Genomic DNA, 23,931 nt, shown 5'->3' with positions numbered 1-23,931 from the left:
CTAGGGTGGGCTCATGCGGGTCGGAGTACTGGGTAGCAAGGGCAAGGTCGGCGCGACCATGGTTGGGGCCGTTCAGGACGCGGACGACCTCACTCTGTCGGCCGAGGTCGACGCAGGCGATTCGCTCGATCTGCTGACCCGAGGCGACACCGAGGCCGTCATCGACTTCACGCATCCCGATGTGGTGATGGACAACCTGAAGTTCTGCATCGAAAACGGCATCCACGCCGTCGTTGGCACCACCGGGTTCGACGACAAGCGGCTGGGACAGGTCCGCAGCTGGCTGACCGCGAATCCCGACGTCGCCATCCTCATCGCGCCGAACTTCGCGATCGGCGCCGTGCTGTCGATGCATTTCGCACAGCAGGCGGCCCGCTTCTTCGATTCGGTTGAGGTCATCGAGCTCCACCATCCGCACAAGGCCGACGCACCGTCGGGGACCGCCGCCCGCACGGCGCGGCTCATCGCCGAAGCGCGAAAAGGCATGCCGCCCAATCCTGATGCCACCAGCACAGGTCTGGACGGCGCCCGGGGCGCCGACGTCGACGGCATACCCGTGCATTCCGTGCGGCTGGCCGGTCTCGTCGCGCACCAGGAGGTGTTGTTCGGCACGGAGGGTGAAACGCTGACGATCCGGCACGACAGCCTCGACCGCACGTCGTTCGTGCCCGGTGTGCTGCTGGCCGTCCGGAAAGTGAAGGAACACCCTGGGCTCACCGTCGGCATTGAGCCGCTGCTCGACCTGACATGAGCACCGACGGCGGCCGCGCACTGCGCATCCAGCTGGTCATCGGCTTCATGTGCGTCGCACTCGTCGTGTACTTGCTGTTGCTCGGCCGGATCGCGTGGGCGTTCATGACCTCCGGCAGCGCCGCAGCGGTCGGGTTGGGCTTGGCGATATTGGTCATGCCGCTGATCGGCATCTGGGTGATGGTCAGCACGCTGCTGGCCGGCTTGGCGCATCAACGGCTGGCGCGAATCGCCCGCGAGACGGGAGTCGAGCTCGACGTCAGCCAGTTGCCCAGGATGCCGTCGGGTCGGATCCAACGCGACGCGGCCGACGCACTGTTCGAGACCGTGCGCGACGAGGTGGAGAAGGATCCGGACAACTGGCTCGGGTGGTATCGGCTGGCGCGGGCGTATGACTACGCGGGCGACCGCAGCCGTGCGAGAGAGGCGATGAAGAAGGCCGTCGAATTACAGGAGGCGGAATGACCAAGAGGCTGTTGATCGTTCACCACACGCCGTCGCCGCATACACATGAGATGTTCGAGGCGGTGATGGCGGGCGCGACCGACCCCGAGATCGAGGGCGTCGACGTCGTGCGTCGACCGGCGCTGACGGTGTCGGCAACCGACATGCTCGAGGCCGACGGCTACCTGCTGGGCACGCCTGCCAACCTCGGCTACATGAGCGGTGCGATGAAGCACGCGTTCGATGTCTGCTACTACCCGTGCCTCGATACCACGGGCGGACGACCGTTCGGTGTCTACCTGCACGGCAACGAGGGCACGGAGGGAGCCCAGCGTGGAATCGACTCAATCACTACTGGGCTCGGCTGGACGAAGGCCGCTGACACCGTGGTGGTGTCGGGCAAGCCGAGCAAGGACGATCTTGAGGCGTGCTGGAATCTCGGCGCCACGGTCGCCGCTCAATTGATGGGATAGCGCTGGCGCCGGCGCAAGAGGCGGAGTGTATCGCGCCATAAAGCAGCGCGGCGACCGTCAACGCGATAGAAAGCTAGTTATGCCGGGTATCGCCGAACTCGCCTTGGGCGCAGCGCCAATCGCGGGTGGAGCGTTGCTGGGCGCCGCTGCGGGAAGCTTCAAGGGACCGGACGTTCGCGCCATGATCGCCAAGGACATGGATCTGCTCGAGCGGATCCCCGACGATCAATCTGAGCTGAAAGCCCGGCTGAAGGCCAGCATCGACGAGCGCATCAACGACCTGGTCGAGGCGACGGAGAAGAGCCGTGCCCTGCGCGAGGCCGCAATCTCATACGGCGGTAACTGGCGCGACATCGTCGTGTTCATCTGCGCGATCCTGTTCACCATCGTCTGGTGGAACGTAAGCCACAGTCGGAGCAACTGGCTGGTGATGTTCATCGTGATGATCATTCTGTCGGTGGTCGCCGCCATCTATGCGGGCCGCGGTATTGCGCGCGCAATAGCCAATTTCCTGCACAGGAAAGATCGCGACGGGGAACCGCCGAAGTCTCAGTAGTGGTAGGTGTCCGACGGTGCCGGGATGTGCGCCGGGTCGTCGACGTCGTCGAAATCGGACGGCTCGATGCCGTAGGCACGGGCGAGGTCGAGGATCTTGTTCGCACGCGCGATGCGCGGCAGGTCCGAGCCATTGCGGATCTCGCCGCCATCGCGCTCGAACTCGAGGAAAAACTCCTTGGCCCAGGTGATTTCGTCCAACGACGGCGAAAGCCCCTCGTTCACCGTTCCGCACTGATCGGGCGTGAGGCAGATCTTGCCGGTCATGCCGAATTCGGCCGACACCGCCGTCGCCTCGCTGAGCTTCAAGGCGCTCGACCCGACGGTGGGGCCATCGATCGCGCCCGGCAGGTGCGCGGCCTTGGCCGCGATCGTGAACCGCGAGCGCGCGTAGGCGAGCGTCGTCGGGTTGTCCCCGAAACCGGTGTCGCGGCGGAAGTCGCCGATGCCGAAGGCCAACCGGAATGTGCCCTTTGCCGCGGCGATCTCGGTGATCCGCTCGAGACCGCGGGCCGTCTCCACGAGTGCGACGATCGGGATGTTCGGTAGTCGTTTCGCCGTCTCCGTGACGTGGTCGACCGATTCGACCATCGCCAGCATCACGCCACCGACCGAAGTGCCAGACAACATCTCGAGGTCGTCCTGCCACCACTGCGTTCCGAATCCGTTGACACGGACCCAGTCCCCGTTACCGTCGCCGAGCCACTTGATCACATTGCCGCGTGCCGAGACCTTGTCCTTGGGTGCGACCGCATCCTCGATGTCGAGGACGACGATGTCGGCGCGCGACCGCACGGCGGGCGCGAACCTGTCGTACTGCGCACCGTTGACCAGCAGCCAGCTCCTGGCGAGCACGTGGTTGATCCGCGATCCGACGTCGGCGTCGTCCTGGGTGGTGCTGACCTCGTTGTCCACGCGAATATCGTCGCTTACCGCGGCCACTGGGCCAAGCGCGGGGTCTATCCAGGTCAGGGCAGCGCGTCGAACAGCTTCTCCAGCGCGGCCCAGTGCCGGTCGTCGGCCGCCTTGTCATAGGGCGGGTTGTCCGGGACCGCGAACCCGTGCCCGGCCGGATAGAACTCGACCATGTGCTCGACACCGGCCGCGGTCAGTGCCTTGTCCAAGGTTTCCGCGTGCTCGGTGGTGAAGCTGGCGTCGTTCTCCGCGCCGGCCACGTAGACGGTCGCGTTCATCTTGTCGGCCAGCAGGTGCGGACTGTTCGGATCGTCGGTGACCAGGCCTCCGCCGTGGAACGAACCGGCGGCGCCGACGCGATCGGGTTGACGGCCGGCCACGATCATCGAGGTCCGGCCACCCATGCAGTATCCGAAGACGCCGAATCGCGAGCCCCTGACCTCGGGTCTCTGCTCGAGGAAGTCGAAGAACGCACCCGCGTCCGCGGCGATCATGTCCGGCGTCACCGAGCCGACCATCGACATCAACCGGGTCCGCTGCGCTTGGTCGCTGAATACGGTCTGCATGTCGAACGGCTCCCAGTCGCCGTGCCGGTAGAACACGTCAGGCAACAGCACCGCATAGCCATAGCCGGCCATCTTCTCGGCCATGTCGTTCATGGTGTCGCGGACGCCGCCCGCGTCGACGTACATGACGAGCCCGGGCCACGGGCCGGTGCCCTTCGGGGTGTGCAGGGTGGCGGGGCAGCTGCCATCTAGTGTGGGGACCGTCGCAGAGACACTCGGCATGGTTCAGTTCTACGCCAGCGGTCTGGACGTAAGCTGGGCGGCGTGCCGGTCGCCACGCCCTACGAGGATCTGCTGCGCGTCGTGCTGGAGCGCGGCACACCCAAATCGGATCGCACCGGCACCGGCACCCGAAGCCTGTTCGGCCACCAGCTGCGCTACGACTTGTCGGCCGGCTTCCCGCTGATCACCACAAAAAAGGTGCACCTCAAGTCGGTGGTCTACGAGCTGCTGTGGTTCCTGCGCGGTGACTCGAACGTGCGCTGGCTGAGGGACCACGGCGTCACCATCTGGGACGAATGGGCAAGCGAAACAGGCGATCTCGGTCCCGTCTACGGCGTGCAGTGGCGGTCTTGGCCCACGCCGTCGGGTGCGCACATCGACCAGATCAGCGCCGCGCTGGAGCTGCTGAAGTCCGACCCGGACTCGCGGCGCAACATCGTCTCGGCCTGGAACGTCGGCGAGATCCCGCAGATGGCTCTGCCGCCGTGCCATGCGTTCTTCCAGTTCTATGTCGCCGACGGCAGACTCTCCTGCCAGCTCTACCAGCGCAGCGCCGACCTCTTCCTCGGCGTGCCGTTCAACATCGCCAGCTACGCGCTGCTCACCCACATGATGGCGGCGCAGGCGGGCTTGGACGTCGGCGAGTTCGTCTGGACCGGCGGTGACTGCCACATCTACGACAACCATGTCGAGCAGGTCGCCGAGCAGTTGAGCCGTGATCCGCGGCCGTACCCGGAACTCGTTCTGGCGCCGCGGGATTCGATCTTCGACTACACCTACGACGACATCGTCATCAAGAATTACGACCCACACCCGGCGATCAAGGCACCCGTAGCGGTATGAGTCTGGGCCTCATCTGGGCCCAGTCGCCCTCCGGTGTGATCGGCCGTGCCGGCGGCATTCCCTGGCGGCTGCCCGAGGACCAGGCCCGCTTCAAGGAATTGACGCTCGGCCACACCGTGGTGATGGGCAGGCTGACCTGGGAGTCGCTGCCGAGCAAGGTGCGCCCGCTGCCGGGGCGCAGAAATGTCGTAGTGACCCGGCAAGCTGACTACATGGCCGAGGGAGCGACTGTGGCGGGCAGCTTGGACGAGGCGCTCACCGACAATGAGACGTGGGTGATCGGCGGCGAGCGGATTTACACGCTGGCGCTTCCGATCGCGACGAGGTGTGAGGTCACCGAGGTGGAGGTCGACCTACCCCGCGACGACGGGGACGCCGTGGCGCCCGTGCTCGATGAGGCCTGGGTGGGTATCGAGGGTGACTGGATGGTCAGCTCGTCGGGGCTGAGATATCGGTTCTCCAGCTATTCGCGGACATGAGGCTCACCGCCGCGCAGGCTCGTCGGGTCGCAGTGGCTGCGCAGGGCTTCCATGAGCCCGCCCCACGTGGACCGGTCACCCGGGCGCATCTGAAGCGGCTGGTCTCGCGGATTCAGATGCTTCAGTTGGACTCGGTTTCGGTGGCCGTGCGGGCGCACTATGCGCCGGTGTTCAGCCGGCTCGGCCCGTACGACCGCGATGTGGTGGACCGCGCCGCGTGGAGCCACAGCGCGCGATCGCCGAGGCTGCTCGTCGAATATTGGGCGCATGAGGCCGCGCTGATGGCGGTCGACGACTGGCCGCTGCTGCGCTGGCGGATGCGGGAGTACACCGGCGGCCGGTGGGGCAAGGAGATCGTCAAGAAGAATGCGCGGCTCGCCGATGACGTCGTCGCCGCGGTCGCCGAGCTGGGCCCGTCGACCGCAGGGCAGATCGAGTCGCATCTCGGAGCCGGCCAGCGCGGCAAGAAGGGTCCGTGGTGGGACCGCAGCGACACCAAGTGGGTGACGGAGGCGTTGTTCGCCGCGGGGGTGCTGACGACGGCGACGCGGGTGGGATTCGCGCGGCATTACGACCTGGTGGAGAACGTGCTGCCGCCGGAGGTGCTGGCGCGCGAGGTGGACGACGACGAAGCGGTGCGCGAGCTCGTGCTGCGGGCGGCGGGTGCGCTCGGGGTTGGCACGGAGGCGGACATCCGCGACTACTTCAGGCTGGGTGCGGCGCAGGTCAAGCCGGCGATCGCCAAGCTGGTCGCAGACGGCGAGCTCGAACCCGTTGAGGTCGACGGCTGGAAGGCGCCGGCGTATCTGCGTGCCGGCCAGATCGTGCCGCGCGGCGAGCGGGGGACGGCGCTGCTGTGCCCGTTCGATCCGCTGATCTTCTTCAGGCCACGCGTCGAGCGGTTGTTCGATTTCCACTACCGCATCGAGATTTATACTCCCGCTCCGAAGCGCCAATTCGGTTACTACGTATGGCCGTTTCTACTCGACGGGCAGCTGGTCGGCCGTGTCGATCTGAAGGCGGAACGGGTGTGGGGTGCGCTGAACGTCGTCGGCGCGTTCACCGAAGGGGGCCAGGACGCGGGGCGCGTGGCGACAGCGCTGGCGGGGGAGTTGCGGTCGATGGCCGCGTGGTTGGGGTTGAGCGACGTCACGGTCGGCGAGCGCGGCGACCTGGTGGGCGCACTGCGTGCTGCGCTGGCGTAAGTCGGTGCGAGTGTGCGTATTCGGATGCCTGGCAAGCGTTTTCGCTCCGAAAGCGCACAATCGAGGCCGGGTCACGCAGTTCGCTTCTAGCACGAACGGCACACTTCCGGAGTTGGTTCATCGTCGAGGTCCTCGGGCTGTGTTCTGAGCTCCGGGTATTCCACGTAGTCGTCGGCATCTTCAAACAGTCTCTGAAGAACGGGAAACACCGGGTCTCCAGGGAATTCGTTGTTCTGATTTCACAGCTGAAAGGTATGACTTCTCGAATTCGGATCATCGACCTGTTGTCTGACCGCGTTCCCGAACGCCTCGAACCCACTCTTGCCGCGTGGCTCGATCACCCCGAAATCGGCCGCATGCTAACTCGAACATCCGCCGGCCGACCGAATAATAGGTGTCCGAGTCGACGTCCTGGGTCACGTCAGCATCGCTACGTTCAGCTGAGCGGCCTCGGTGTAGTTGCGGTGGGCTCTGTCCGCGACTTCTCGCAACTGCGCCAATGCTTCTCGCATCTGTTGCGCGGCGCTCATCCACTCCTGGTGCAGCGTGTTGTGCGCCGCGGCGCCCGCACCCTCCCACGTCTCGTGCAAGTCGGTGACTTGTTCGTCGACGCGAGCAGCGATCGCTGCGGCGTGGCGCTCGAAGGCTTGAAGTTTGTCGACGAACGCCAGCAGGATCTCGAGTTCGACTCGATACCGCATCACGAACCGATTTCGGTGGAAACACCACGCACGGATTGCGCGGAAATAGTTTCTGTCTGGTCGTAAGCCACGGCGGCCCGCTCGAGCAGATAAGACGAATGAGCCAGCCTCTCAACGAGCTTGGCCGCCCCGTCGTGCCACTCTTCCCACAGGGTGGCACATGAAGACGCCGCAGCTCCGGACCACCCCGACACGACGTGGTCCCACTCCCGCGACAGTCTCGCAAGTTCCACGCGTAAGCCCTCGGCATCACCGCCTACGGCGTGCGAAGTTTGGAGCGCTCGGGGTACATCAACCCGTATCTGGCTGGCCACGTATCAAGCGTATGGGCGCTGGAACGTCACTCCTGCACTAATTTTGCCGACTCTGCGCCGGCGCCTTCGCCCTCGATCTGCCCTTCCTCGCTGAAGTCCGTCACGCCTCGGCCGGTGATCCTGTTGACGATGAACACCACCGCGCCGATCGCCAGCCACACAATGCCGCCGATCTTGGCCAGCGGGTCGGCGTTGAACAGCACATAGCCGATGATCAGGAAACCGAGCGTCGGAACGACCAGGTGCAGCAGGTAATTCTTCGATTTCTTGTGCCCGATGTAGTACCAGACGACGGAGATGTGGAGCAGGCAGAAGGCGAACAGCGCGCCGAAGTTCACCAGCGACGAGATCAGCCCGATCTGGCCGACGAAGAACAGCACGAGCACGACACTGATCGCGCTCACCAGGAGGATCGCGTTGATCGGGACCTGGCGAGCGCTGATCTTCGACAGGAAGCCGGGCAGTTGGCGATCCCGGCTCATCGAGTACAGCAGCCGACTGGTCGCCGCCTGGGCAGCCATGGCGTTCGCGAATCCCACGGCGAGCACATTGACGACGAAGAACGCATTCATCCATCCGGTGTTTGACGCCGCCTCGACCAGTGTGAAGAACGCGTTGCCTGCCTCGTCGTCGCTGAACGCTTCACGCCCGCCGGCAAGCAGGCTGGCCAGCCACGTCTGACCGATGAACAGGATTGCCACGATGAAAAGCGCACCCACCATCGCGCGGCCTGCCGGGTTGCGCTTGCCCGTCGACTCTTCGGCGAGCGTCGAAATGCCGTCAAAGCCAAGGAAGCTCAGCACTGCGATCGACAGCGCAGTCGCGATCAACGGGGCGCTGACGAGTTCCGGGTTCCAGATGGGAGTGGTGCTCCAGCCGACGTTGGGCAGTGAGCCGCCGCTGATCGCGCGGAACGCGATGTAGACGAAGATCACGACGAAGACCAGTTCGATCGCCAAGAACACGCGGTTCGCCATTTTGAGCGAGTCGACGCCGAGCAGATTTATCACGGTGTTGACGACGACGAACACGATCGCCCACATCCACCGGGGCGTTCCGGGGAACAGGCCGATCATCGACTCTGCTGCGAAGACGTACAGCAGCGTCGGCACCAGCAAGTAGTCGAGCAGAATTGCCCAGCCCGCGAAAAAGCCGGCACCCGGATGGATTCCGCGGCCGACATAGGAGAACACCGAGCCTGCGAGCGGGAACGATCGGGCCATCTGCGCGTAGGCCATCGCGGTGAACACCATCGCCACCAGGCCGATGAGGTAGACCAGCGGCACCATGCCGGCAGCGCTGTTGTAGACGGTGCCGAAAATCGCCCACGGCGCGATCGGCACCATGAAGATCAGGCCGTAGATGAGCAGGTCGACGGTCGCGACCGAGCGGTGCAATTCCTGTGTGTAGCCGAAGGATTCGAGGCTACGTTGACCTTCCATGACTGTCCTGTCGGGTCGAGGTGGGCTAGACGCGGGCTGTCGCGTCGTGACGGGCAAGGAACGCGGCGACGACGGCGCGAAACTCCTCTGGCTTCTCCAGGTGCGAGCAGTGACTGGTGGCGGGGAACACGTGGCTATCCGCACCCGCGATCTGATCGACATACGGCTGCCAGGTCTGCGGAGTCGCCTCGTCGAACTCGCCGGCGATGACCAGCGTGGGCGCGGTGATCTGAGGCAACCGGTCGACGATGCTCCACCCGCGCAGTGTGCCGAGTACGTGAAACTCGTTGGGGCCGTTCATCGTGTGGTATACCGTCGGCTCGGCTTCCATCTGCTCGATGGTGTCGACGAGGTCTTGCGGTGTCGGCACCACCCGGCACAGATGCCGCCGGTAGAACTCGTCGGTCGCCGCCAGATACTCCGGATCGGTCACGGTGCCCGCTTCCTCGTGACGGGTCAGCGCGTCCTGTACGTCGGGGGGCAGGGCAGCCCGCAACTCGGCGGCGCCGGCCATCCAGAGTTCCATCGATGCCGGCGAGTTGCAGATCGCCACCGACGTCAGCCCTGGTGGTTGCAGGACGGCGATCTCGGCGCTCAGCATGCCGCCCCAGGACTGGCCGAGCAGGTGGTACTCGTCGATGCCCAGAGCTTCGCGGACCGTGTGGAACTCCTCGACGAACAGCTCGGGCGTCCAGAAGTCCGCGGGTGCATCGGGCAGGTGCGTGCTATTGCCACACCCGATCTGGTCGTAGTGGATGACGGTGCGGCCGGTTTCGTCGGCAAGTTCGGCGATGTTGCGGACGTAGTTGTGCGCCATGCCGGGTCCGCCGTGCAGGACGAACAGCGGCTGCGCGCCGGGCCGGGGGTCCTCCGGGGCGGTGATCTGGACCCAGGTCCGGTGGCTGCGGAACGGGACCATCCGGGTGCTACGAGGCATGGAGTTCAGCATGGACCGGTAAAGGTCTCATGACAAGACCATTGATCGGGATTTAACATTCAAGATGACAACGAAGGAATGACCGCATGGCGCACGACAGCGCACCGGGAGGCTTGTCACACCAGCAACGTGACACGCCCACCCGCGTCGACGAGATCACCGATCGCCTGATCACCGCGATAGCGATCGGGGAGTACCTGCCCGGCGCGCGGTTGCCGGTCGAACGCGATCTCGCTGCGTCGCTGCGGGCGGGTCGCATGACGGTGCGGGCTGCGCTGGCCCGCCTTCTCGATCGGGGACTGATCGAAACGCGACGGGGACGCGGCGGCGGGTCGTACGTCCGGGACCAATGGCCGGACTCGTCCACCGATGCGGTCGGCCGCACGCTGCGGGCGCGACTGGGCGAACTACGAGACCGCTGCGACGCGATCTGCCGGCTGCAGGGCACCCTCAGCCGGGCCGCCGCGGAGTCGCGTACTGAACACGACATAGCCGCGATTCAAGCCAGGTTTGAGGCGTACCGGACAGCAAAGAGCGGCCTGGACGCACAGCAGGCCGACAGCCGGCTGCACCTGGCGATCATGGATGCGGCCCACAACGACGTTCTCAAGCAGGTGCTGCTCGACGTGAAAGCCACGGTCAGTATCGGTGCGCCGGCCCACCTTTGGGGTGAGCCGTCCACCATGCGCACCATGGAGCTACGCGCTCTTGACGAACATGAACAGCTGGTGGGTGCCATCGCCGACGGCCGCGCCGACGATGCCGACGATCTTGCGCGTCATCACGGCCTCATCGACTTCGAACTCATCACGACAGCGATGGAGCGGGCCGGGGTGTTCACCGACGCACCGAGTTCCGCCGCGCGTCGGACCGCTTGGCGACGAGTGGTCAGTTGAACGGAATGGTGTTGTCGGCCTTGGAACTCTGATACTGCTCGGACAGGGCCGCGTAGACAGCACGGATCCGCTTGTCCTGCTCGCGCAGCCGGGTGCGGAGCGGCTCGGCTTCGGTCTCGACCAGTGCACCGATCGAGTAGGCGGTCCAGAACGCGTTCTTGCGCCGGTACGCACCGGCCTCGACGCCGAAGACCTCCTTGAGGATCTTCAGGTCGTGTGGAATGCCGAACGCGTCGCGGGAATCCTCGTAGGTGAAGAAGTAGTAGAAGTTGTCGAATCCGCACCAGGTGATAGCCGACAGGCACAGCGGGCAGGGTTCGTGGGTGGACAGGAAAATCAAGTCCCGCGTCGACGGCCGAGCGGACCGCTCATAGAACTGGTTCAGTGTGCTGATTTCGCCGTGCAACAGCGGATTGTCGGTTTCTGCGTTGGTGCCGGCGATCACCACAGAGAAGTCGGACTTGCGCAACAGGGCCGCGCCGAACACCTTGTTGCCTGCGGCGACACCGCGTTCGGTCATCGGCAGAATGTCGCGCTCCATCACGTCTAGAAGCCGTGCCGCGACGGTGTTATCCCCCATCGCTGCAGCGTAGCGGCGCAAGGCCGCCGTTCCGGTGTGCAAGCCGCAACGCTTTCGTAACGGTGCTCGCGTTAGGGTGAGCCGTGGCCGAGACCGCGGCGCTGCGCGTGCAGTTGATCGCCAAGACCGAGTTCTTGGCTCCCCCCGACGTGCCGTGGAGCACCGACGCCGACGGCGGACCCGCGCTGGTGGAGTTCGCCGGCCGGGCCTGCTATCAGAGCTGGTCCAAGCCCAACCCGCGGACCGCGACCAACGCCGGCTACCTGCGGCACATCATCGACGTCGGGCACTTCTCGGTGCTCGAGCACGCGACGGTGTCGTTCTACATCACCGGGATCTCGCGGTCGTGCACGCACGAGCTGATCCGCCACCGCCATTTCTCGTACTCGCAGCTGTCCCAGCGGTATGTGCCCGAGCACGATTCGCAGGTGGTCGTGCCCCCCGACATGGAGGACGACCAGGAACTGCAGGAGATCTTCACCGCGGCCGCCGACGCCAGCCGTGCCACCTACTCGGAGCTGCTGGCCAGGCTGGAGGCCAAGTTCGCCGACCAGCCCAACGCCGCCCTGCGGCGCAAACAGGCCCGTCAGGCGGCGCGCGCGGTGTTGCCCAACGCGACCGAGACCCGCATCGTCGTGACCGGCAACTATCGGGCCTGGCGGCACTTCATCGCGATGCGGGCCAGCGAACAAGCCGACGTGGAGATCCGCAGGCTCGCGATCGCGTGCCTGCGTCAGCTCGTCGACGTCGCCCCCCAGGCCTTCTCCGACTTCGAGATCGCCACGTTGGCCGACGGCACCGAGGTCGCCACCTCCCCGTTGGCGACGGAAGCCTGACCATCAGCGGGTAATCTTGGTGGCCGTGAACACCAGCGGATTCGACGTGCAGGCCCGGTTGGGCACCGTGCTGACCGCGATGGTGACGCCGTTCAAGCCCGACGGCTCGCTCGACACCACCGCCGCCGCGCGCTTGGCCGCCCACCTGGTCGACGCAGGCTGCGACGGCCTGGTGTTATCCGGCACCACCGGTGAGTCGCCGACGACCACCGATGACGAGAAGATCGCGCTTCTGCGGGCGGTGCTCGACGCCGTCGGCGACCGCGCCCGCATCATCACAGGCGCCGGAACCTACGACACCGCGCACAGCATCCACTTGGCGAAGGCATGCGAGGCAGAGGGGGCGCACGGACTGCTCGTCGTCACCCCGTACTACTCGAGGCCGTCGCAGGCCGGATTGACCGCCCACTTCACGGCGATCGCCGATGCGGTGTCGGTGCCGATCCTGCTCTACGACATTCCGATCAGGTCGGGCATCCCGATCGAATGGGACACCATACGGGCGCTGGCCGGGCATCCGAACATCGCCGGAATCAAGGACGCCAAGGGCGATCTCAACGGCGGCGGGCAGATCATCGCCGAAACCGGGCTGGCGTATTACTCCGGCGACGACGCCCTCAACCTGCCGTGGCTCGCGATGGGTGCGGTCGGGTTCGTCAGTGTCTGGGGACACGTCGCTGCCAGCCAGCTGCGAGAGATGTTGTCGGCGTTCTCTTCCGGCGACGTCGCCACCGCCCGCAAGATCAACGTGACGCTCGCGCCGCTGAGTGAAGCCCAGTCACGGCTCGGGGGCGTCACGATGTCCAAGGAGGGCCTGCGGCTGCAGGGCATCGATGTCGGTGATCCGCGACTGCCGCAGGTGCCTGCGACACCGGACCAGATCGAGGCGCTGGCGGCCGATATGCGCGCCGCGGCGGTGCTTCGGTAGTGGATACCGATCTCAAACCACCGGGACCTCTGGCCCCCGGAGGTCTGCGGGTAACGGCACTTGGCGGCATCAGCGAAATCGGTCGCAACATGACCGTTTTCGAGCATCTCGGCCGACTCCTGATCGTCGACTGCGGGGTGCTCTTCCCCGGTCATGACGAGCCCGGCGTCGACCTGATCCTGCCCGACCTGCGGCTCGTCGAGGATCGTCTGGATGACGTCGAGGCGCTCGTGCTGACGCACGCACACGAAGACCACATCGGTGCCATTCCGTTCCTGCTCAAGCTTCGCCCCGACATACCGGTGGTCGGTTCGAAATTCACACTCGCGCTGGTGGCGGAGAAGTGTCGCGAACATCGGCTCAAGCCCACTTTCGTCGAAGTGGCGGCGGGACAACGGACAACGCACGGCGTGTTCGAGTGCCAGTACTTCCACGTCAACCACTCGATCCCCGGTTGCCTGGCGATCGCGATCCACACCGGCGCGGGCACCGTGCTGCACACCGGCGACATCAAACTCGACCAGTTGCCCCTCGACGACAAACCGACCGACCTTCCCGCCATGTCGAGGCTCGGGGACGCCGGGGTCGACCTGTTCCTCTGCGACTCCACGAACTCCGAGATCCCCGGTGTCGGACCGTCGGAGAGCGAGGTCGGCCCGACGCTGCACCGGCTGATCCGCGGCGCCGACGGCCGGGTCATCGTCGCGTGCTTCGCCTCCAATGTCGATCGCGTGCAACAGATCATCGATGCCGCGGTGTCGCTCGGCCGGCGGGTGTCGTTCGTGGGGCGGTCGATGGTGCGCAACATGGGTATCGCCCGCGAGTTGGGCTACCTACGCGTCGACGAGGACGACCTGGTCGACATCGGCGCGGCCGAGATGATGGCGCCCGAACGGGTCGTGCTGATCACTACCGGAACCCAGGGTGAGCCGATGTCCGCGCTGTCGCGGATGTCGCGTGGTGAGCATCGCAGCATCACGCTGACGCGCGGTGACCTGATCGTGCTGTCGTCGTCGCTGATCCCCGGCAACGAGGAAGCGGTCTACGGTGTGATCGACGAGCTGGCCAAGATCGGCGCTCGCGTCGTCACCAACCAACAAGCGCGCGTGCATGTCACGGGTCATGCCTATTCCGGTGAGCTGCTGTTCCTCTACAACGGCGTGCGGCCACGCAACGTGATGCCGGTGCACGGAACGTGGCGAATGCTGAGGGCCAATGCGGCGCTGGCCACCCGCTCCGGCGTCGACCCCGCGGGGATCATGCTGGCGGAGAACGGTGTCAGCGTCGACCTGGTTGCGGGCAAGGCCAGCATCGCCGGTGCCGTGCCGACCGGAAAGATGTTCGTCGACGGGTTGATCACTGGCGACGTCGGCGAGTCCACTCTGGGTGAACGGCTTACGCTGTCTTCGGGTTTCATCGCGGTCACGGTCGTCGTGCACCGCGGCACCGGACGTGCTGCCGCACCCGCGCACCTGCACGCACGGGGCTTCTCCGAAGACCCCAAGGCGCTGGAACCGGTCGCCGTGAAGGTGGAGGAGGAGCTGGAAATCCTTGCCGGCGATCACATCACCGACGTCACCCGGATCGCCCAGGCGGTGCGGCGGACGGTCGGCAAATGGGTGGGGGAGACCTACCGCCGTCAGCCGATGATCGTGCCAACGGTCATCGAGATCTAATCGGCCGACGGGCACGGGCGTCAGCGGTTGTTGGCGTATCCCGCGTCGACGGGCAACGTCACCCCGGTGATGTACCACGCCTCGTCGGACACCAGCCATGCCACCGCGTTCGCGATGTCCTCGGCGGTGACGGAGTGCACCGGCAGTGCCATGCCGAAATCCACCGGCGCGTCGGACTCGCGGGTGATGCGATCCAGCCACTGCCTGGTGAACTCGTTGTTGATCATCGGCGTGCTCACCGCGGCCGGATGAATCGAGTTCACCCGGATGCGCTGCGGCGCAAGATGGTTCGCGTACGCTCGCATCAGCCCGACGACCCCGTGCTTGGCGGCCGTGTAACCGAGTGAACCGGCGTCGTCGCCCCCGATTCCGACCAGGCCCGCGGCAGAGCTCGTCAGCACGATCGCCCCGCCGTTGCCTCCCTCGACCATCGCCGGTATCGCCACGTCGACCGTGTGATGCACGCCGGTGAGGTTCACGTCCACCACGTCGCGCCATCCGACTTCGCCCGACTGCATTGGGGCAATGCCCGCATTGGCGATGACGATGTCCAACCTGCCGAGCTCGTCCAAACCGGCTTGCAGAGCAGTGCTCAGCGATTCGCGGTCGCGAACGTCGGCCTCGCGCGCCACGATCCGGGCACCCGTGTCCTCGACGAGCTTGATGGTCTGCGCGAGGTCGTCCGGCGTCGCCATCGGGTAGGGCACCGAGGCGATCTGGTCACAGATGTCGACCGCGATGATATCCGCGCCGTCGGAGGCCAACCGCACGGCCTCCGCTCGTCCTTGCCCCCGGGCGGCCCCGGTGATGAATGCGACCTTGCCGTCGAGCGAGGCCATTAGGGCCGCAGCCGGCCCTTGGCCGGGTTGCCGGCGACGACCGTCTGCAGCACCTTTATGTCCGGCGCCCCATCGAGAAGCTCGCCGATGGCGCCGAAAAAGGTGGCGACCGCCGGGGCGCTGCTGTGCGTCTTGAGCGCCTCGGCGTCGGCCCACTGCTCGACGAAGATGAACGTGCCGTCTTCGGCTTCATGCAGCGAATAAAGCTCACACCCCGGCTCGTCGTGGACCTGCGCGATCGCCTTCGTACCGGCCTCCCGCACGGCTTCGACGGACTCTGGCTTGGCCTTCAACGTGGCGACAACGACAACGGGCATGGTTGATGAGCTCCTCGATAAGTCGGGACCGGTCAAATGAGCACCCTACTGAAGCCAACCTAACTAACTTTCGACACCTAACTGTGACCCGTGTGGCAGATGGTGAATATGGGGCATCTGCGACTAGGCTTGGGGCCATGCCAAGTAAGACCGCTGCGCGCTCTGGTGCCCGTTCGAGCAGGTCAAAAGCCGGTTCGCGGTCAGGGTCCCGCTCGGCCCGGCCGGCGCCGCGCAAGAAGCCGGCCCAACGCCGAAACGCGTCGCCCGTCCCGGCGGCCGGGCTGGCCATCGGGCGGGGTGCCCGCGCCGGTTGGTTAATGCTGGCCAGGGGGGCCGGTTCGACGGCCCGCTCGATGGGCCGCGCCCGCGACATCGACCCCGGCCACCGTCGTGACGGAATCGCACTGGCGCTGCTTGGCGTCGCCGTCGTCGTCATCGCGAGCTCGTGGTTCGACGCGGCCCGGCCGGTCGGCGGATGGATCGACAACTTGCTGCGGGTGCTGATCGGGTCGGCCGTGCTGCTGTTGCCGGCCGCACTCATCGCGGTCGCGGTCGTGCTGATGCGCACCGAGCCCGATCCCGACACCCGGCCGCGGCTGATCCTCGGCGCGACGATGATCGTGCTGCCCGCGCTCGGCCTGTGGCACCTGTGGTCCGGCTCGCCGGACAACCCGGCGGGTCGACAGCACGCCGCCGGGTTCATCGGCTTCGCCATCGGCGGCCCGCTGTCGGAGGGGCTGACCCAGTGGATCGCCGCCCCGCTGTTGTTCATCGCCGCGCTGTTCGGCCTGCTGCTGATCACCGGCACCACGATCCGCGAAGTCCCCGACACGGTGCGGGCGATGTTCGGCACCCGGCTGATGCGCGACGACGACGAGTTCTACGACGACGACGATTTCGCGGAGCATGCCGACGCCGAGCCCGAGGACTTCTCCGACGGCTACTACGACGACCCGTCGACCTACAGCGACGACGACGGGCGGGCGTGGCCAAGCGGCACGCCGATGGAGAACTATCCGCTGGACGACGAGGCGCCGACGGTGCCCGAGCCCACCCGTGCGGCGAAGCGCAAGAAGACGGCCAAGCCGCAGAAGCCGGTGTCGGATCGCGTCGTTGACGGCCCGTACGCGCTGCCGTCGCTGGAACTGCTCAAGAAGGGCGACCCGCCGAAGAAACGCAGTGCGTCCAATGACCGCATGGCAGAGGCGATCTCCGAAGTGCTGCAGCAGTTCAAGGTCAACGCCGCGGTCACCGGGTGCACCCGGGGGCCGACCGTCACGCGATACGAGGTCGAGCTGGGACCGGGTGTCAAGGTCGAGAAGATCACCCAGCTGCAGAAGAATATCGCCTATGCGGCTGCCACCGAAAGCGTTCGGATGCTCGCCCCGATTCCCGGTAAGTCCGCCGTCGGCATCGAGGTGCCGAACACCGACCGCGAGATGGTTCGCCTCGCGGACGTGCTGACCGATCCGTCGACCCGCAGCGACCACCACCCGCTGGTGATCGCGCTGGGCAAAGACATCGAGGGCGAATACATCTCGTGGAACCTGGCGAAGATGCCGCACCTGCTGGTAGCGGGTTCGACCGGCTCGGGTAAGTCGAGCTTCGTCAACTCGATGCTGGTGTCCCTGCTGGCCCGTGCCACGCCGGAGGAGGTCAGGATGATTCTGATCGATCCGAAGATGGTGGAACTGACGCCGTACGAGGGCATTCCGCACTTGATCACTCCGATCGTCACACAGCCGAAGAAGGCCGCCGCGGCGCTGGCCTGGCTGGTCGAGGAAATGGAGCAGCGCTACCAGGACATGCAGGCGTCGCGGGTGCGGCACATCGACGACTTCAACGCCAAGGTGCGCTCGGGTGAGATCACAACGCCGCTCGGTAGTCAGCGCGAATACCGCCCATATCCGTATGTGGTGGCGATCGTCGACGAACTGGCGGACCTGATGATGACGGCGCCACGCGATGTCGAGGACGCCGTCGTGCGGATCACCCAGAAGGCGCGGGCGGCGGGCATTCACCTGGTGCTGGCCACCCAGCGGCCGTCGGTCGACGTGGTCACCGGGTTGATCAAGTCCAACGTGCCGTCCCGGTTGGCATTCGCCACGTCGTCACTGACCGACAGCCGGGTCATTCTTGATCAGCAAGGGGCCGAGAAGCTCATCGGCATGGGCGACGGTCTGTTCATCCCGATGGGTGCCAACAAGCCGATTCGGCTGCAGGGGGCGTACATCACCGACGAGGAGATTCAAGCGGTCGTCGCTGCCTGCAAGGACCAGGCCGAACCCGAATACACCGAGGGCGTGACCACCGCCAAGCCGACCGGCGAGCGTACCGACGTCGACCCGGACATCGGCGACGACATGGACGTCCTCCTGCAGGCCGTGGAGCTGGTGGTGTCCAGCCAGTTCGGCTCCACGTCGATGCTGCAGCGCAAGCTGCGGGTCGGCTTCGCCAAGGCGGGCCGGTTGATGGACCTGATGGAGACCCGCGGAATCGTCGGCCCGAGCGAGGGTTCCAAGGCGCGCGAGGTGCTGGTGAAGCCCGACGAGCTCGCCGCGACGATCGCGTCCATTCGCGGCACCACGTCCGGCGACGACGACGACCACTAGCGCCGAGATCGACGCAATGGCGCGCTGCACTCGCACTTTCGCGCCCAATCGTTGGTTTGGGCGTCAGAGAGTCAAGAGCATTCGCGAGTTGCCGAGGATGTTCGGCTTGACGTAGGACAGGTCGAGGAATTCGGCGACACCGGTGTCATACGAGCGGCACATCTCCTCGTAGACCTCCGCGGTCACCGGTGTGCCCTCGATCTCGGTGAACCCGTGCCTGCTGAAGAACTCGGTTTCGAAGGTGAGCACGAAGATGCGTCGCAGGTGCAGTTCGCGGGCCACATCCAGCAGCCGGTCGACGATGAGGTGGCCGACGCCCCGCCCCTTCACCTTCGGGTGCACGGCCACGGTCCGCACCTCGGCGAGGTCCGCCCACAGCACGTGCAGGGCTCCGCAGCCGATGAGCTCGCCGTCGTGCTCGGCCACCCAGAACTCCTGGATGCCCTCGTAGAGGGTCACCAGGTTCTTCTCCAGCAGGATTCGGCCCGAATAGATATCGACCAGCGCCTTGATCGAGGGCACATCCGACGTGGTCGCGCGACGCACCACGAGCCCGTCGGGCCGCGAACCATCGGGCAGCGAGTTCACAGCTGCGAGGGTATCGGTTCGATCAACGGATATTCTGTGTCGGTGCCGGGCCAACCTGATACCGATCCGGTGATCCCCCGCGCGAAGGTCGCGAACATCGCCAATCTACTCACCGGCTTGCGGTTGGTCCTCGTCCCAGTCTTCCTGATCGCGTTGTCCGCCGGCGACGGCCACGAAACGCCTTGGCGAATCACGGCTTTCGCGATCTTTGCCGTCGCGGTGATCACCGACCGGTTCGACGGGGCGCTGGCGCGTAGCTACGGCATCGAGACCGACTTCGGCCGGTTGGCCGACCCGATCGCGGACAAGACACTGATCGGCGCCGCGCTGATCGGCCTGGCCATGCTCGGCGAGCTGCCGTGGTGGGTGACGGTGGTGATCCTGGTCCGCGAGATCGGCATCACGGTCCTGCGCTTCGCGGTGCTGCGCCACGGGGTCATCCCCGCCAGCCGCGGCGGCAAGCTCAAGACGCTGGTCCAAGCCGTCGCGATCGGACTGTTCGTCCTGCCGTTGTCCGGCCCGTGGTTGACCGGCGCCTGGGTCGTGATGGGCGCCGCGATCGTGCTGACCGTGCTCACCGGCATCGACTACGTGGTCTCGGCGATCCGCGACTCCAGGGGACGAGTCGCAGGTCAATGACCGTGTGACGAAGATTTCGCGCCAAACGTGTCCACCCGGGAACCATCGCAGGAGCCCCTGGCGTTGCTCTAGTACCACCCAAGTGAAGGAGACCACGATGGGCACATTGCTCCGCGAGGTTATCGGCGACGTGCTGCGTCGTGCCCGCATTGATCAGGGCCGCACTCTGCGCGAGGTGTCCGATGCCGCGCGGGTCAGCCTCGGCTATCTGTCCGAGGTCGAACGCGGCCGCAAAGAGGCTTCCAGCGAACTGCTCGGTGCCATCTGCGGCGCCCTGCACGTCCCGCTGTCGAGGGTGCTCTCCGATGCCGGCGACGACATGGCGCAGGAGGAGTTCAATGCGCTCGCCCACGCGTCGGCCGGCACCGCCAACATCGACGCCACCACCAAGGTCGTCATCCCGCACACCGTCTCGATGGCGGTCGCCTAGCTGTTCTGATCTGCGCACAACCGATAGGTTGACCTGAGGGCAGACGGAAGCAGATCTGAAGACACGAAGGTGGAATGAACCCATGGCCAATCCGTTCTCCAAGGCATGGCGCTACCTGATGGCGCTGTTCAGCTCCAAGGTCGACGAGTACGCGGATCCGAAGGTGCAGATTCAGCAGGCCATCGAGGAGGCGCAGCGGCAGCACCAAGGCCTGACGCAGCAGGCGGCCCAGGTCATCGGCAACCAGCGTCAGCTCGAGATGCGGCTCAACCGTCAGCTCGCCGATATCGAGAAGCTGCAGGTCAACGTTCGTCAGGCGCTGACGCTCGCCGATCAGGCCACCTCGGCAGGCGATGCCGCCAAGGCCACCGAGTACAACAACGCCGCCGAGGCTTTCGCCGCGCAGCTGGTGACCGCCGAGCAGAGCGTCGAAGACCTCAAGGGGCTGCACGATCAGGCGTTGCAGGCCGCAGGTCAGGCGAAGAAGGCCGTCGAGCAGAACGCGATGATGCTTCAGCAGAAGATCGCCGAGCGCACCAAGCTGCTCAGCCAACTCGAGCAGGCCAAGATGCAGGAACAGGTGAGCGCGTCGCTGCAGTCGATGAGCGAGATGGCCGCCCCGGGCAACACCCCCACCCTCGATGAGGTGCGGCAGAAGATCGAACGCCGTTACGCCAACGCGATGGGCGCCGCCGAGCTCGCCCAGAACTCCGTTCAAGGCCGCATGCTCGAGGTCCAGCAGGCCAGCGTGGAGATGGCCGGACACTCACGCCTGGAGCAGATCCGCGCCTCGATGCGCGGCGACGCTCTGCCGTCCGGCGCCGGCGGGGCCACTGCGCCTGCGAGCCCGGCGTCGACGCCGGAGGCGACACCCGAAAATCCGATCGGACAGTAGCCGGTTTGGCGGGGTGGCAATGAAACAGCGCTCGAAAGGTAGCAGGCCGGAGGCGTGGCGGTCGCTTGCCCAGCGTGGGATCGACACCGCCGCAGAGCTGTCCGACGTGCTGGCCCAGAAGCTCAACTCGGCCGCCGATCCGCGCGCCAAGCAATTGCGCAAGCGCAAGTGGGCGCTGGGTCTGACGTTGTTCTTCACCGTGTCGTGCCTGATCTGGGTGGGAGTGACGGTGCTTCTCGCGTCGTGGAGCACGCCGGCATGGGCGTTGTTCATCCCTGCGCCGATCGCGGTCGGCGCGGCGTTTCTCGCCACGCTGTCGTTTCTTCGCTATCGCTGGCTGCGTGGTGAGCCCTTGCCCCCGCAGCGTTCCCGGTCCACCCGGCGGCTGCCTCCCTGGGGCTCGGCGGCCCGGCAGCCGATGGCCGCGCTGGCCGCCTCAGAGCGCGGGCTGTTCTCGCTGATCAGCGTCATGGAGCGGGGCAAGATGCTGCCGGCAGGCGAACTGCGTGAACTGGTCGCCGTGGCGAACCAGTCCGCAGCGACCATGGCGGCGACCGCAGGCGAGGTGGTGTCGATGGAGCGGGCGATCGCCAACGCACCCGGATCGCGCACTCACCTGTCACCGACCATCGGCGCGTTCACCGCGCAGCTCGACAGCGGTGCCCGCCAGTACAACGACATGGTCACCGCGGCAGCGCAATTGGTGTCGGCCGCCAGCCGGCCAGACGGGGTGGGGCCGATGTCGAACTCGCCGATGTCGCAGCAGCGCTACCGCGATGAGCTGGTCAACGCGACTGACCGGCTGACCGGCTGGGCGCAGGCGTTCGACGAACTGGGTCAGCTCAGGCGGGCGTAGTCACATCGTCGGGCGCAGCGACGGGACGAAGATCCCCGCGAGCCCGCGCAACGGCGCCTTGACGCAAACATCGAACAAGTCGAAGTAGTCCCGCCAGAGCGTGATCTTCCCGCCGTGCACCTCGAACACGCCGCACACCCAAAACTGGAGGCGCACGGGGCCGAAGATCAGCGCGTCGGTTCGCTCCGTCAACACGGCATTGCCGTCGGCTGCGATCCGGTGGATCTTCACCTCGAAAGCCATGCGGCCCTGACCACTGCGGAAGATCTTCATCACGCGGCGACGACCGCGGATCGTCGGAAGTCCGACGTTCTGCCATTCGATGTTGTCGGCGATTGCCGAATCGGCCGAGTCGAAGTTTTCGTCCTGTAGCGCATACAGAAACGTCTCAACTACGCGTGCGTTGGCCGTGGTGTCCACCCCTGATGTCATGCCCGTAGGGTAGCCCGCATGCGCGTCGCCGTGTTCGCCGGACCCGACCCCGGACACGCCTTTCCCGCCCTGGCGCTGTGTCGCCGCTTTCTGGCCGCCGGTGACGCTCCGACACTGCTGACCGGTACCGAGTGGCTGGACACGGCCCGCTCGGTCGGAGTGGACGCCGTCGAACTCGTCGGGCTGGATCCCACCGAAACCGACGACGACACCGACGCAGGCGCCAAAATCCATCAACGCGCGGCACGGATGGCGGTGCGCAATGTGCCGAACCTGCGCGACCTCGCCCCGGATCTGGTGGTGTCCGACGTGATCACCGCCTGCGGCGGGTTGGCGGCCGAAGTGCTCGGCATCCCATGGATCGAACTGAATCCTGCACCGTTGTACCGGCCGTCGAAGGGGTTGCCGCCGCTGGGCAGCGGATTGGCGCCGGGCGTCGGGATCCGCGGCAAGCTGCGCGATGCGATCATGCGGGCGTTGACGGCGCGGTCGTGGCGGGAAGGCATCCGCCAGCGCTCGGCGGTGAGGGTCGAAATCGGTTTACCCGCAACCGATCCCGGACCGCTGCGACGGCTCGTCGCCACGCTGCCCGCGCTGGAGGTACCTCGTCCCGATTGGCCCGGCGAGGCCGTCGTCGTCGGTCCACTGCATTTCGAACCGACCGACACCAGGCTGGAGATCCCACCGGGGGACGGCCCGGTCATCGTCGTCGCGCCTTCAACGGCGATCACCGGCGCACGCGGGTTGACCGAGGTGGCGCTGGAGACGCTGCGGCCGGGTGACGTATTGCCCGTGGGGTCGCGGGTGGTCGTGTCGCGGCTGGGCGGTGATGACCTCGACGTGCCGGCGTGGGCGGTGGTCGGCCTTGGCCGCCAGGACGAACTGCTCTCACAAGCCGACCTGGTGATTTGTGGCGGCGGCCACGGCATGGTGTCCAAGACGCTGATGGCCGGCGTCCCGATGGTGGTGGTGCCCGGCGGCGGCGATCAGTGGGAGATCGCGAATCGCCTTGTGCGACAAGGCAGCGCACAGTTGATCCGGCCGCTGGACCCGGAGGCGTTGGCGGCTGCGGTCACCGAGGTCCTGTCCTCGCCGCGATACGCAGAAGCCGCCAGGCGCGGAGGCGCCACCGCCGCCGATGTGGCAGATCCGGTACGGGTGTGCCACGAAGCGCTGGCACCGTCGGCGTAGTTTGACCGTGTGCGGTTGACCGAATTCAACGAGCTTGTCGACACCCAATTCGGGCCGGTCCGGGGCCAGTCGCTGCTCGTCGACCATGTGCTGACGGGTTTCGACGGACGTACCGCCGCGCAGGCGATCGAGGACGGCGTGGAGCCGCGCGACGTCTGGCGGGCGCTGTGCGCCGACTTCGACGTGCCACGCGACCAGTGGTGATCCGCGGCTAGCGCCGGTCCTCGGCGCGGTGTACGCCTCCGGTGTGTGTCGGCCCGACCCTGTCGTCGCCGGTATCGGATTCCGATCCGCGCGAAGCCGGCTGTTCGTCGGCCGGTGAGGCGGTGGCCCCACCGCTGGTCTCACCAGGGGGCGGCGACTTGTAGTC

At 66.2% G+C, this 23,931-nt stretch carries 29 protein-coding genes; 18 read left to right on the top strand and 11 right to left on the bottom strand.

The window, feature by feature from the left end:
- Positions 1-13: 13 nt before the first annotated feature.
- The 4 genes from dapB (at position 14) to QOC76_RS18500 (ending at position 2,223) form a co-directional block, all read left to right on the top strand.
- A complete protein-coding gene (gene dapB / locus QOC76_RS18515; protein ID WP_526358998.1) occupies positions 14-751 on the top strand; it encodes a 4-hydroxy-tetrahydrodipicolinate reductase in 738 nt (245 codons plus the stop codon).
- The gene (locus QOC76_RS18510; protein ID WP_526358996.1) at positions 748-1,215 is read left to right on the top strand and encodes a tetratricopeptide repeat protein; all 468 of its coding nucleotides are present in this window, start codon (positions 748-750) and stop codon (positions 1,213-1,215) included. The genes dapB and QOC76_RS18510 overlap by 4 nt, the downstream gene beginning before the upstream one ends.
- Positions 1,212-1,667: a flavodoxin family protein gene (locus QOC76_RS18505; protein ID WP_526358994.1), complete on the top strand. Its 456-nt coding sequence runs from the start codon at positions 1,212-1,214 to the stop codon at positions 1,665-1,667. The genes QOC76_RS18510 and QOC76_RS18505 overlap by 4 nt, the downstream gene beginning before the upstream one ends.
- Before the next feature lie 79 nt (positions 1,668-1,746).
- The gene (locus tag QOC76_RS18500; protein WP_526358992.1) at positions 1,747-2,223 is read left to right on the top strand and encodes a hypothetical protein; all 477 of its coding nucleotides are present in this window, start codon (positions 1,747-1,749) and stop codon (positions 2,221-2,223) included.
- Here QOC76_RS18500 and QOC76_RS18495 read toward each other — a convergent pair.
- On the bottom strand, positions 2,217-3,137 hold the full coding sequence (locus tag QOC76_RS18495; protein WP_526358990.1) for an HpcH/HpaI aldolase/citrate lyase family protein: 921 nt from the start codon (positions 3,135-3,137) through the stop codon (positions 2,217-2,219). The genes QOC76_RS18500 and QOC76_RS18495 overlap by 7 nt on opposite strands.
- 53 nt (positions 3,138-3,190) lie before the next feature.
- Positions 3,191-3,925: a dienelactone hydrolase family protein gene (locus tag QOC76_RS18490; protein WP_526358988.1), complete on the bottom strand. Its 735-nt coding sequence runs from the start codon at positions 3,923-3,925 to the stop codon at positions 3,191-3,193.
- Positions 3,926-3,967: 42 nt separating this feature from the next.
- Here QOC76_RS18490 and QOC76_RS18485 point away from each other — a divergent pair, with 42 nt between their 5' ends.
- From QOC76_RS18485 to QOC76_RS18475, 3 genes are read left to right on the top strand one after another with little or no spacing between them, the layout of a single operon-like run.
- Positions 3,968-4,768, top strand: a complete 801-nt coding sequence (locus QOC76_RS18485; protein WP_526358986.1) for a thymidylate synthase — start codon at positions 3,968-3,970, stop codon at positions 4,766-4,768.
- Positions 4,765-5,247, top strand: coding sequence for a dihydrofolate reductase (locus tag QOC76_RS18480; RefSeq protein ID WP_526358984.1), 483 nt, complete (start codon positions 4,765-4,767; stop codon positions 5,245-5,247). Before QOC76_RS18485 ends, QOC76_RS18480 begins: the two co-directional genes overlap by 4 nt.
- Complete coding sequence (locus tag QOC76_RS18475; RefSeq protein WP_526358982.1) at positions 5,244-6,452, top strand: winged helix-turn-helix domain-containing protein; 1,209 nt, start codon at positions 5,244-5,246, stop codon at positions 6,450-6,452. The genes QOC76_RS18480 and QOC76_RS18475 overlap by 4 nt, the downstream gene beginning before the upstream one ends.
- A gap of 416 nt (positions 6,453-6,868) precedes the next feature.
- Here the strand turns inward: QOC76_RS18475 and QOC76_RS18470 are convergent, their stop codons facing one another.
- Genes QOC76_RS18470 through QOC76_RS18455 form a run of 4 tightly spaced genes read right to left on the bottom strand, consistent with a single transcriptional unit; the run spans position 6,869 to position 9,846 of the window.
- A complete protein-coding gene (locus QOC76_RS18470; RefSeq protein WP_526359018.1) occupies positions 6,869-7,153 on the bottom strand; it encodes a WXG100 family type VII secretion target in 285 nt (94 codons plus the stop codon).
- Entirely contained in the window at positions 7,153-7,467 is a 315-nt protein-coding gene (locus QOC76_RS18465; RefSeq protein WP_526358980.1) for a WXG100 family type VII secretion target, read from the bottom strand. Before QOC76_RS18465 ends, QOC76_RS18470 begins: the two co-directional genes overlap by 1 nt.
- 26 nt (positions 7,468-7,493) lie before the next feature.
- Positions 7,494-8,909, bottom strand: a complete 1,416-nt coding sequence (locus QOC76_RS18460) for an amino acid permease (protein WP_526358978.1) — start codon at positions 8,907-8,909, stop codon at positions 7,494-7,496.
- Between the two features lie 25 nt (positions 8,910-8,934).
- A complete protein-coding gene (locus QOC76_RS18455) occupies positions 8,935-9,846 on the bottom strand; it encodes a proline iminopeptidase-family hydrolase (RefSeq protein ID WP_526358976.1) in 912 nt (303 codons plus the stop codon).
- Between the two features lie 86 nt (positions 9,847-9,932).
- On the opposite strand from QOC76_RS18455, the gene QOC76_RS18450 reads away from it, so the two are divergent.
- Entirely contained in the window at positions 9,933-10,742 is an 810-nt protein-coding gene (locus QOC76_RS18450) for a FadR/GntR family transcriptional regulator (protein ID WP_526358974.1), read from the top strand.
- Here QOC76_RS18450 and QOC76_RS18445 read toward each other — a convergent pair.
- On the bottom strand, positions 10,735-11,322 hold the full coding sequence (locus QOC76_RS18445) for a tRNA-specific adenosine deaminase (RefSeq protein ID WP_526358972.1): 588 nt from the start codon (positions 11,320-11,322) through the stop codon (positions 10,735-10,737). The two genes, QOC76_RS18450 and QOC76_RS18445, sit on opposite strands and share 8 nt — an antisense overlap.
- Positions 11,323-11,405: 83 nt before the next feature.
- Between QOC76_RS18445 and thyX the strand changes: the two genes are divergently transcribed.
- From thyX to QOC76_RS18430, 3 genes are read left to right on the top strand one after another with little or no spacing between them, the layout of a single operon-like run.
- Positions 11,406-12,158: an FAD-dependent thymidylate synthase gene (thyX, locus tag QOC76_RS18440; protein ID WP_526358970.1), complete on the top strand. Its 753-nt coding sequence runs from the start codon at positions 11,406-11,408 to the stop codon at positions 12,156-12,158.
- Positions 12,159-12,183: 25 nt separating this feature from the next.
- Complete coding sequence (gene dapA / locus QOC76_RS18435; RefSeq protein WP_526358968.1) at positions 12,184-13,086, top strand: 4-hydroxy-tetrahydrodipicolinate synthase; 903 nt, start codon at positions 12,184-12,186, stop codon at positions 13,084-13,086.
- Positions 13,086-14,762 (top strand): ribonuclease J, encoded by a 1,677-nt coding sequence (locus QOC76_RS18430; protein ID WP_526358966.1) that lies wholly within the window; start codon positions 13,086-13,088, stop codon positions 14,760-14,762. The genes dapA and QOC76_RS18430 overlap by 1 nt, the downstream gene beginning before the upstream one ends.
- A 20-nt stretch (positions 14,763-14,782) precedes the next feature.
- On the opposite strand, the gene QOC76_RS18425 is transcribed toward QOC76_RS18430, so the two are convergent.
- Both QOC76_RS18425 and QOC76_RS18420 read right to left on the bottom strand, forming a co-directional pair.
- Positions 14,783-15,601, bottom strand: coding sequence for a mycofactocin-coupled SDR family oxidoreductase (locus tag QOC76_RS18425; protein ID WP_526358964.1), 819 nt, complete (start codon positions 15,599-15,601; stop codon positions 14,783-14,785).
- Entirely contained in the window at positions 15,601-15,918 is a 318-nt protein-coding gene (locus QOC76_RS18420; protein WP_526358962.1) for a putative quinol monooxygenase, read from the bottom strand. Before QOC76_RS18420 ends, QOC76_RS18425 begins: the two co-directional genes overlap by 1 nt.
- Before the next feature lie 137 nt (positions 15,919-16,055).
- On the opposite strand from QOC76_RS18420, the gene QOC76_RS18415 reads away from it, so the two are divergent.
- Positions 16,056-18,530 (top strand): DNA translocase FtsK 4TM domain-containing protein, encoded by a 2,475-nt coding sequence (locus QOC76_RS18415; protein ID WP_526358960.1) that lies wholly within the window; start codon positions 16,056-16,058, stop codon positions 18,528-18,530.
- A 63-nt stretch (positions 18,531-18,593) separates the two neighbouring features.
- Here the strand turns inward: QOC76_RS18415 and QOC76_RS18410 are convergent, their stop codons facing one another.
- Positions 18,594-19,109, bottom strand: a complete 516-nt coding sequence (locus tag QOC76_RS18410; protein WP_526359016.1) for an amino-acid N-acetyltransferase — start codon at positions 19,107-19,109, stop codon at positions 18,594-18,596.
- Between the two features lie 51 nt (positions 19,110-19,160).
- Between QOC76_RS18410 and pgsA the strand changes: the two genes are divergently transcribed.
- The 4 genes from pgsA to pspM all read left to right on the top strand — a co-directional run bounded on the left by pgsA (position 19,161) and on the right by pspM (position 21,938).
- A complete protein-coding gene (gene pgsA, locus QOC76_RS18405) occupies positions 19,161-19,757 on the top strand; it encodes a CDP-diacylglycerol--glycerol-3-phosphate 3-phosphatidyltransferase (protein WP_526358958.1) in 597 nt (198 codons plus the stop codon).
- A gap of 97 nt (positions 19,758-19,854) precedes the next feature.
- Positions 19,855-20,187: a transcriptional regulator ClgR gene (clgR, locus tag QOC76_RS18400; RefSeq protein WP_526358956.1), complete on the top strand. Its 333-nt coding sequence runs from the start codon at positions 19,855-19,857 to the stop codon at positions 20,185-20,187.
- 82 nt (positions 20,188-20,269) lie between these two features.
- On the top strand, positions 20,270-21,082 hold the full coding sequence (pspA, locus tag QOC76_RS18395; RefSeq protein WP_526358954.1) for a phage shock protein PspA: 813 nt from the start codon (positions 20,270-20,272) through the stop codon (positions 21,080-21,082).
- A gap of 19 nt (positions 21,083-21,101) precedes the next feature.
- Positions 21,102-21,938, top strand: a complete 837-nt coding sequence (gene pspM, locus QOC76_RS18390; RefSeq protein WP_526358952.1) for a phage shock envelope stress response protein PspM — start codon at positions 21,102-21,104, stop codon at positions 21,936-21,938.
- Here the strand turns inward: pspM and QOC76_RS18385 are convergent, their stop codons facing one another.
- Entirely contained in the window at positions 21,939-22,370 is a 432-nt protein-coding gene (locus QOC76_RS18385) for a limonene-1,2-epoxide hydrolase family protein (RefSeq protein ID WP_526358951.1), read from the bottom strand.
- A gap of 18 nt (positions 22,371-22,388) precedes the next feature.
- Between QOC76_RS18385 and QOC76_RS18380 the strand changes: the two genes are divergently transcribed.
- Together QOC76_RS18380 and QOC76_RS18375 are read left to right on the top strand one after the other, a co-directional pair.
- Complete coding sequence (locus tag QOC76_RS18380; RefSeq protein WP_526358949.1) at positions 22,389-23,561, top strand: glycosyltransferase; 1,173 nt, start codon at positions 22,389-22,391, stop codon at positions 23,559-23,561.
- Between the two features lie 9 nt (positions 23,562-23,570).
- Positions 23,571-23,765: a DUF3046 domain-containing protein gene (locus QOC76_RS18375; protein WP_526358947.1), complete on the top strand. Its 195-nt coding sequence runs from the start codon at positions 23,571-23,573 to the stop codon at positions 23,763-23,765.
- Positions 23,766-23,931: the final 166 nt, after the last annotated feature.

The organism is Mycobacterium sp. (assembly GCF_032159565.1).
In the GTDB taxonomy this organism is placed as follows: Bacteria; Actinomycetota; Actinomycetes; order Mycobacteriales; family Mycobacteriaceae; genus Mycobacterium.
This window is presented reverse-complemented; position numbering and strand designations above follow the sequence as displayed.